This window comes from uncultured Boseongicola sp., assembly GCF_937988555.1.
Lineage (GTDB): Bacteria > Pseudomonadota > Alphaproteobacteria > Rhodobacterales > Rhodobacteraceae > Boseongicola.
Window position 1 is genome coordinate 1 of the sequence record NZ_CALJXO010000253.1, and the last position, 6,577, is coordinate 6,577.

General features: G+C 54.5%; 5 protein-coding genes and 3 pseudogenes. 5 read left to right on the forward strand and 3 right to left on the reverse strand.

The window, feature by feature from the left end:
- Nucleotides 1-505 precede the first annotated feature (505 nt).
- A pseudogene (locus Q1B15_RS15190) lies at nt 506-740 on the forward strand (hypothetical protein); the annotation flags it as partial.
- Between the two features lie 248 nt (nt 741-988).
- Here the strand turns inward: Q1B15_RS15190 and Q1B15_RS15195 are convergent.
- A complete protein-coding gene (locus Q1B15_RS15195) occupies nt 989-1,393 on the reverse strand; it encodes a thermonuclease family protein (protein ID WP_299755078.1) in 405 nt (134 codons plus the stop codon).
- Between the two features lie 129 nt (nt 1,394-1,522).
- Entirely contained in the window at nt 1,523-1,894 is a 372-nt protein-coding gene (locus Q1B15_RS15200) for a cupin domain-containing protein (RefSeq protein ID WP_299755080.1), read from the reverse strand.
- Between the two features lie 378 nt (nt 1,895-2,272).
- Between Q1B15_RS15200 and Q1B15_RS15205 the strand changes: the two are divergent.
- From Q1B15_RS15205 to Q1B15_RS15220, 4 genes and pseudogenes are all read left to right on the forward strand, one after another.
- Nucleotides 2,273-2,449 (forward strand): annotated as a pseudogene (locus Q1B15_RS15205) (IS6 family transposase); the annotation flags it as partial.
- A gap of 225 nt (nt 2,450-2,674) precedes the next feature.
- Nucleotides 2,675-3,133 carry a hypothetical protein gene (locus Q1B15_RS15210; RefSeq protein ID WP_299755083.1) on the forward strand — a complete coding sequence of 153 codons (459 nt, stop codon included), beginning with the start codon at nt 2,675-2,677 and terminating at the stop codon, nt 3,131-3,133.
- A gap of 438 nt (nt 3,134-3,571) precedes the next feature.
- Complete coding sequence (locus Q1B15_RS15215; protein ID WP_299755085.1) at nt 3,572-4,858, forward strand: site-specific integrase; 1,287 nt, start codon at nt 3,572-3,574, stop codon at nt 4,856-4,858.
- Complete coding sequence (locus Q1B15_RS15220; protein WP_299755088.1) at nt 4,855-6,000, forward strand: site-specific integrase; 1,146 nt, start codon at nt 4,855-4,857, stop codon at nt 5,998-6,000. The genes Q1B15_RS15215 and Q1B15_RS15220 overlap by 4 nt, the downstream gene beginning before the upstream one ends.
- A gap of 452 nt (nt 6,001-6,452) precedes the next feature.
- Here Q1B15_RS15220 and Q1B15_RS15225 read toward each other — a convergent pair.
- Nucleotides 6,453-6,577 (reverse strand): annotated as a pseudogene (locus Q1B15_RS15225) (2Fe-2S iron-sulfur cluster-binding protein); the annotation flags it as partial.

Consider the following 6,577-nt stretch of genomic DNA (forward strand, 5'->3'; position numbering starts at 1 on the left):
GGCCAACTTTATCAGAGATGTGGTGTCCGGCGAGTTCGGAAGCCTCACTCCCGAATAGTCGATCAGGGATGGACTGACCTGCAGCACCATCCCTACCGTCGCGCGCTTTTCCACATGAGGTTGTCGATACGTGCCCCAGCGTGGCTCGCTAAGGAGGCCTCTATATCGCCTTTAGAGAAGGGTCGCCCGCTTCTTCAGTTCCAACCACACTAAAAAAACGATACCAGGAGAACCGGTAAACCCACCATGCCAAAACAAATGATGGCAATTGAAATTCCAAAACCTTTGAACATCTTACTTTACCGGCCTCTAAAAAATTAACACTGAACAAGAAATTAGAGCGGCGCGCCTATTCTCAATGCGGCAGCCTGCCACACTCCCTTGAGCGCAAAACAACATTTGGGCATCGGGCTGACCAAGGCTGATCTCATCGCGACGCACAGTCCAAAATTAGAAACCGTCGCTCCTGCTTGGGCGGGCCTTTCGACGAAGCGCGCCCACTCTTTTGCCGGGTGACCTCGAAACCCAGATTGAGGCCTTCGTCGATCACGAAAATCACCAGCGTTGCCCTCTGACCTGCAGGTGATGCTTCCGTCGCCGAGACGGACGAGAGCCTGAACAAAGTCACGCCGTCTGACGTCTACTGCGGACGTGACAAAGCCATTCTACACCAAAGGGAAAGGATCAAACGAAAGATGCTCGAAACCGGCTGCTTGCATCACAGACAACGTGCCACATAATCAAACTCACCAAATGAGCCAAACTCTCTTTTAGTCTAATCCGCTCTTAGTTCCAAAAACCCTGTCGGCGGACAAATGGGAGTGTTGAGGACATGGGACAGTCTTCTTTCAGGAGAAATGTACGCATCAATTCTCGACTATTTCTGACTTTGTCGTCGCAGAGATTCTTGCGGTCGAATTTTCTTGGGGGCAAAACACAATGCTCGTATCGGATGGTACGGCAAATCGGGTAGCCCATGACCTTGTGGCTAGTCGCACCAAAACTCTCGCCCATCCGGCCAACTTCTAGCCAACCCTTCAGCAATAAGGGTGTCTCCAACATCCACGCCGTCAACATAGACATCCGCGAGGGTACGGCCGTACCGGTCCTTGCCATTCCGCTGAAGCGAGACACCACCGCTGTTCAATAACTGTGTGAGCCGGTCGCTGGCCTTGTGACCAAGCCGAACCTCCCGTTTGCCGCCGCATATGTTCGTCGTGGTTTCGGGCGTGTCATAGCCTTGAACACGTATCTTCTCGCCCTTGAGCCAGAACGTGTCGCCGTCAACAACGCAGGTCACGCGCTTGCCAGAGCCGCATTTCTCGATGGCGAAAGCGGGCTGAGCGAACACGCCCAACGCAACCATCAATACTACAGCGAAATTCAAATTCATTACCTGCATCCCTTCATTGCAACTCCCGCGCGCGAGAAACCTGACCATGCCCAAGTAACCAAACGCCTTGCTTGTCTAATGCCGTCCGTAGTCAATCAAGCACCCTTGGCCAAACAAAGGCTAGTCCCATCAGAACTTGTCCGTTTTCTGACCGAAGAAAACCTTTGTGACGTCTTCAATAACATCCCAATTCACGCGGCTACCATCACGCACGAAAAGGCTATCTCCCGGTTTGAGCTCGCTTATCTGACCGCTGACTTGATCAATCAAACGGCAACGTCCAGACAAAATTGTCATGAGTTCGTCGCCTTGTTCCGTGCACTCGAATACGCCTTTTGTGCAACGCCAGATGCCAACACGGGTCGTATGCCCCTCTCCACCAGCATCAATACGACCGGACGCCTTCGGATCGCCTTCCTTGATTTGATAATTGCTCTCTGGGTTCTCGAAGGGCCAATCTTCTAGTGGACCTACATCTTTTCCAGGTTCGTACTTAAACATCTCACTGCTCCAAATTGCAGATTTCTCATGGCTTCCAGTTCTCATGACAGAAAAATATGATCGGAACTTGACGTGAAAGCCCCTGAGCACGCAACGACCATGCCTGCGTCGCCCTGCCGCCCCTTGATAATAGTCACGTCTTTTGAACAACGGAAATCAGAAATCAGTTATGAAAGGTGTTGCCGCTGGGTGTGGCTTTTTTAGAGAGTATTGATGGGCCCCCTCCTTCCCCGTCCATCTTTAGCAGCGGCAGCACGCTATCCTCGTGAGGTCACTGCCGACACTGTCTGGGCGTACCACCGTTTTGCACTAAGCGCGGCGGGGCAGTGTCAGAGGAGCTTTCTTGCCTCTATCGTTCGCGCCGCCTAGCGTCTGGGGATGACAAAACCCAGCCCCTTACGCTACTTCAAAACCTCGCCCGAGATCATCCGACTAGCCGTGATGATGTATGTCCGGTTCCCATTGCCGCTGCGGAATGTGGAGGATCTTTTGCACGAGCGCAGCATCGAGATTAGTCACGAAACGGTTCGATTCTGGTGGAACAGATTTGGCCCGCCGTTGACAGCACTAGGTGAGAAAAGGCGGAACCGTACTTGTGAAGATGTCTCCTATCCGAAAGCTGTGGCCTTGGTGACTGGTTAGGTCGAAGAGCATGATGCACTTAATCAAGTCGCTGGATAATCCCAAGACGGCGGAGAAGGTCAGACAAGCTACTGAGCCACATTCAACACCCTCGATCTCATAAAGGGCCAGAGCGAACTTCCCGCAAATGCTCTGGACATGGCGATCTCAGAGTTACTGCACGACAGGTCTCGCGCCAATCGCCTTGAACACACAGTGTCGGCTTTTGAGGCCCGTGACCTTCGCCAAACGGAAGCGCTCTCTGCCCTCGCTCTGACGTGCCGGGCGCAAACCAACGCCATCAGCGGCCTGACCGATCTGATAGATCATCGCATGTGCAAGATGGTGAACACATTTCTCCACATCAGCACTTTGGTTGGCACCAAGTTCACAAACGGCGAGGAGCTCCCACGATTGCACAAACGCTTCCAGGAAATGTCCGAAGACCTCGCCAGCCAAATGACCATCCTTTCTAACCTGGTTGCCTCGAAGTTGCGCGAGAACGCAAAGACCACTGGACGACTGATCACGTCCATAGAGGAACAGCGTTTGGCCGTTCCGTTGGAGGGCGAGCAGCGGACGTTCGAGCCAGAGAAGGGACGCGGTCATGAACGGTGATCCGATATCTCATCGCTATAACAATCGGTGCTTTTTGGCGTGGCCAGATCTGGGCCAAACTCGAAAATCGGCTGGGCCAAATTGGGCCAGTTCCGGGCCAACTCTGGCCAAGAGCACCCTTAACCTATTGTTTTCTCTACATTCTGGTAAACTGTACCACAAGAAACAGCTCATTTTTCCATTTAACATACTGATTTCATTGAGTGAAACGCCCCTGCAACGCGAGTTGCGTATGGTGTGTGGAAAATGCGTGACCGAGGGTCACAAGCAACGTGACGGGTCGAAGATGTAAGGCCTTGTTTGGCAACATCTCCTTCCCAATTTGATCAGCCCAAGTGGCGTCTGAACGAGCCGGAATTATCTGTTCCCAGTTTTTCCCCGGGGGTTCCCGGACATTTGCGAGGTTTTTTCCCCGCAGGCTCAACAGGAGATCAGACGGTGCCCAAGCAAGCGAAACAGACACCACAAAGAAGAGCTGCCAAGGCGGTCCAGCCATCAGGCGATACCATCATCCGAGATGACATTGTGCCAGAACTGGCCCGTCGCGTTCGGGGCAAAAGTGCGAAGTGGGTGGTCTACTGGCGGCAAGATGGACGTTTGAGGAAAACCACCCTTGGCGATTGCGCGGCTATTGCGATTGATCGCGCCTGCAACTTGGCCCGTGATATGGTGGGTTTGGAAGTTGCGCCAGATGCACGGTCCTGTTCGGCAACGTCGATAGCTGATTTTGCCAACGTCTTTTTGGAAGAATGCGCAGGACGCTGGAAGCCATCAACGCTCAAGACAAACCGAAACTCTCTCAAGACCCAAATTCTTCCTCACATTGGGAAGCGGAAACTTGGATCAATTCGCCGCGAAGACGTCCGCGCTTGGATGAATGACCTCGGACTTTCGAAAGGCGCAAACAACCGGGCTTTGTCGGTCTTTTCTTCCCTCTGTGTTCATGCAGAACTGCGCGGTTTGGTGCCTCCTGAATCGAACCCTTGCAAGGGGCTTCGCAGACACGAAACCAGCTTCCAAGCGCGCTATTTGACAGAGTTACAAATTGGCCTTCTTGGGGAAGCTTTTGACGGCCTGCAAAAAGATCATCCGCAGGCCATTAACCTATTGCGGTTTCTGACCCTGACAGGCTGTCGCAGAGGCGAGGCACTTGGGCTTGAATGGTCAATGATCGACGGCAAGCGGGCGGCCCTTCCGGATGCAAAGAGCGGCCCAAAATCAATCTGGCTTGGAAAGGCCACGCGGCGGCTCATCGCCAGTTGTCCCCGGCAGTCACAGTTTGTCTTCGGCATAGACGATGGCCCACTGACAGCGGCAACGCTCATACCGGTTTGGGCAGACATTCGTGAACGTCTTAATATGCCAAGACTCCGCATTCATGATCTGCGCCACAGCTTTGCATCTGTCGCCCTTGGCCTCGGTCATGACCTGCTGATCGTCGGCGGACTACTGGGACATTCGGATAAGGGCTCCACGGCGGGATATGCACATTTGGCCAGCCGTGATGTTGCGGACGCGTCCGCGCGCGTCGGCACACACTTTCGAAAAGTCATGCAGCGCAAAACAAGAAAGCCCAGATGTCACAACACGAATGTCGCGGCGTTCCTTCGATCAAAGGATAAGTACACCGTCTTCTGTCAGAAGCATGGGCTTGGTGTTGCAAAGTTCCGTCGCGATCTCATTGCTTGGCGGAAAACACAACAGGCATGGGAGGCCTCGCAATGAAAACCGAAGCGCTGCTGACCCCGCACATGCTTGCGTCCCTGAAATGCAAGAAAAAGGAAATGACAATCTATGATGCTGGCTGTCCGGGCCTTGCCCTCAGGCTGCGTCCTTCGGGCGCGCGGTCATGGGTCAGATGGGAGCGCACGGGCGACACCACCCGCCGCGTCACATTAGGCAGTTTGGATACGATGAGCCTCCAGACCGCGCGTGCCGCCATGCAAGCACGAAGCAGCCCTGTAGAGGCCAAACTCGCATCTCCCACCTCAATGACCTTCGGTGCCCTGTCAAAACTCTTCTGTGAGGCTAAAACCGGGGTCTACACGCCAAGGACGCTCACATGTCTGCGGTCGTATCTCGATACGCAGCTGTTACCAGCTTTTGGAGCAAGGCCTCTGCACAAGATCACAACGCCTGACTTCGCAGATTGGTTTTACCGCTACTCCAAATCTCGATCGGGTGGCGCGAATGCTGCATTGATGCATTTTACGGCGATACTGACATGGGGCAAGGAAGTGGGGCATGTCCCCTATGACTTGCCTAATCCAGCGGGACCCATCCGCAAAAACAAACGCGCCCCTCGCGGACGGATGTTAAACGTCAAAGACCTCAGAGCATTGACTGACACCCTCAAGCACCCCCCTGCCCGCACACATGACGCGGCAGACGCGATCCGGCTTATGCTACTGACCGGGTGTCGGTCTGGTGAAATCCTACGCCTACGGTGGGACGCCGTCAGCCGGGACCGGCTTGACTTAACCACGACAAAAACTGGACCTCGAACCGTGATGCTGAGTCATGTGGCGATAGCGGCGCTCAAAGATAGGCGGCGGAAGGTAACATCGGAGTTCGTATTTCCATCACCGCAAAACATCAGCACGCCAAGGTCATCAGTCCATGCCGCTTGGCAAAGCATAAAACACGCTGCAGGTTTGCCAAAAACGCTTCGGCTTCATGACCTCCGGCATACCTACGCCAGTCACGCAATCCTGTCTGGGGAAAGCCTATACATGACGGGCAAACTTTTAGGGCATCGTGATCCTCAGAGTACCGAGAGGTATGCTCATCTCTCAGGCGCTGCATTGGAGGCCGCGTCCGAGACGGTCTCTTCCAGGATTGAGAAACTGCTAGCCGGTGCATCATAGATGCAAATCTGCCCTGCCGGGCCATCGCGGAGGCAGCCAAGAGTCTCATTCGTTGGCCCGGCAGGGCAGCGGGAAGCGGACATTGGCTGCGCAGAGTGCCGAGGTCTGATAAGCCGGACAAAGTGAGCTTTCGCTGCAAGTGCGAAATCGGGTGCGCTTGAAGTCCCGCGCCGTCACAAAGGGCGGAGAGCTGCCGTTCGCTGCGCCCGCAAACTAAATTGGGCAACTTGAAGAAAGCGGACGCTAGGGGCTGCGACCCAGTGTTTTCGATGTGCAAGTGCAGCGAACGGCGGCCTTGAGCCCAAAGCGGACATGCTGCGACCACTCTAAACGGTCCTCGTAGCTATCGATTACTTCTGGATCGACTCCAAGTAATAGGCCAATGCGAGAATACGGCCCAGAACGACGGCTTCCGGGTTTTCGCTTGGCTTGCTTGCCCCGTCGCCAAACACCGTGCGACCCTGAAGATGCCCCACGGCCATCGAGACGACAAAACCCGGCGTGCAAAACCCGCATTGACTGCCGTGCTTTTCAATCATGGCCTGCTGGACCGGATGCAGGGTGCCGTCGGAACCCG

Coding starts and splice junctions, on each gene's coding strand:
- Q1B15_RS15200 (WP_299755080.1), bottom strand. CDS start 1,894: ATGTTTAAGTACGAACCTGGAAAAGATGTAGGTCCACTAGAAGATTGG.
- Q1B15_RS15220 (WP_299755088.1), top strand. CDS start 4,855: ATGAAAACCGAAGCGCTGCTGACCCCGCACATGCTTGCGTCCCTGAAA.
- Q1B15_RS15195 (WP_299755078.1), bottom strand. CDS start 1,393: ATGAATTTGAATTTCGCTGTAGTATTGATGGTTGCGTTGGGCGTGTTC.
- Q1B15_RS15210 (WP_299755083.1), top strand. CDS start 2,675: ATGGCGATCTCAGAGTTACTGCACGACAGGTCTCGCGCCAATCGCCTT.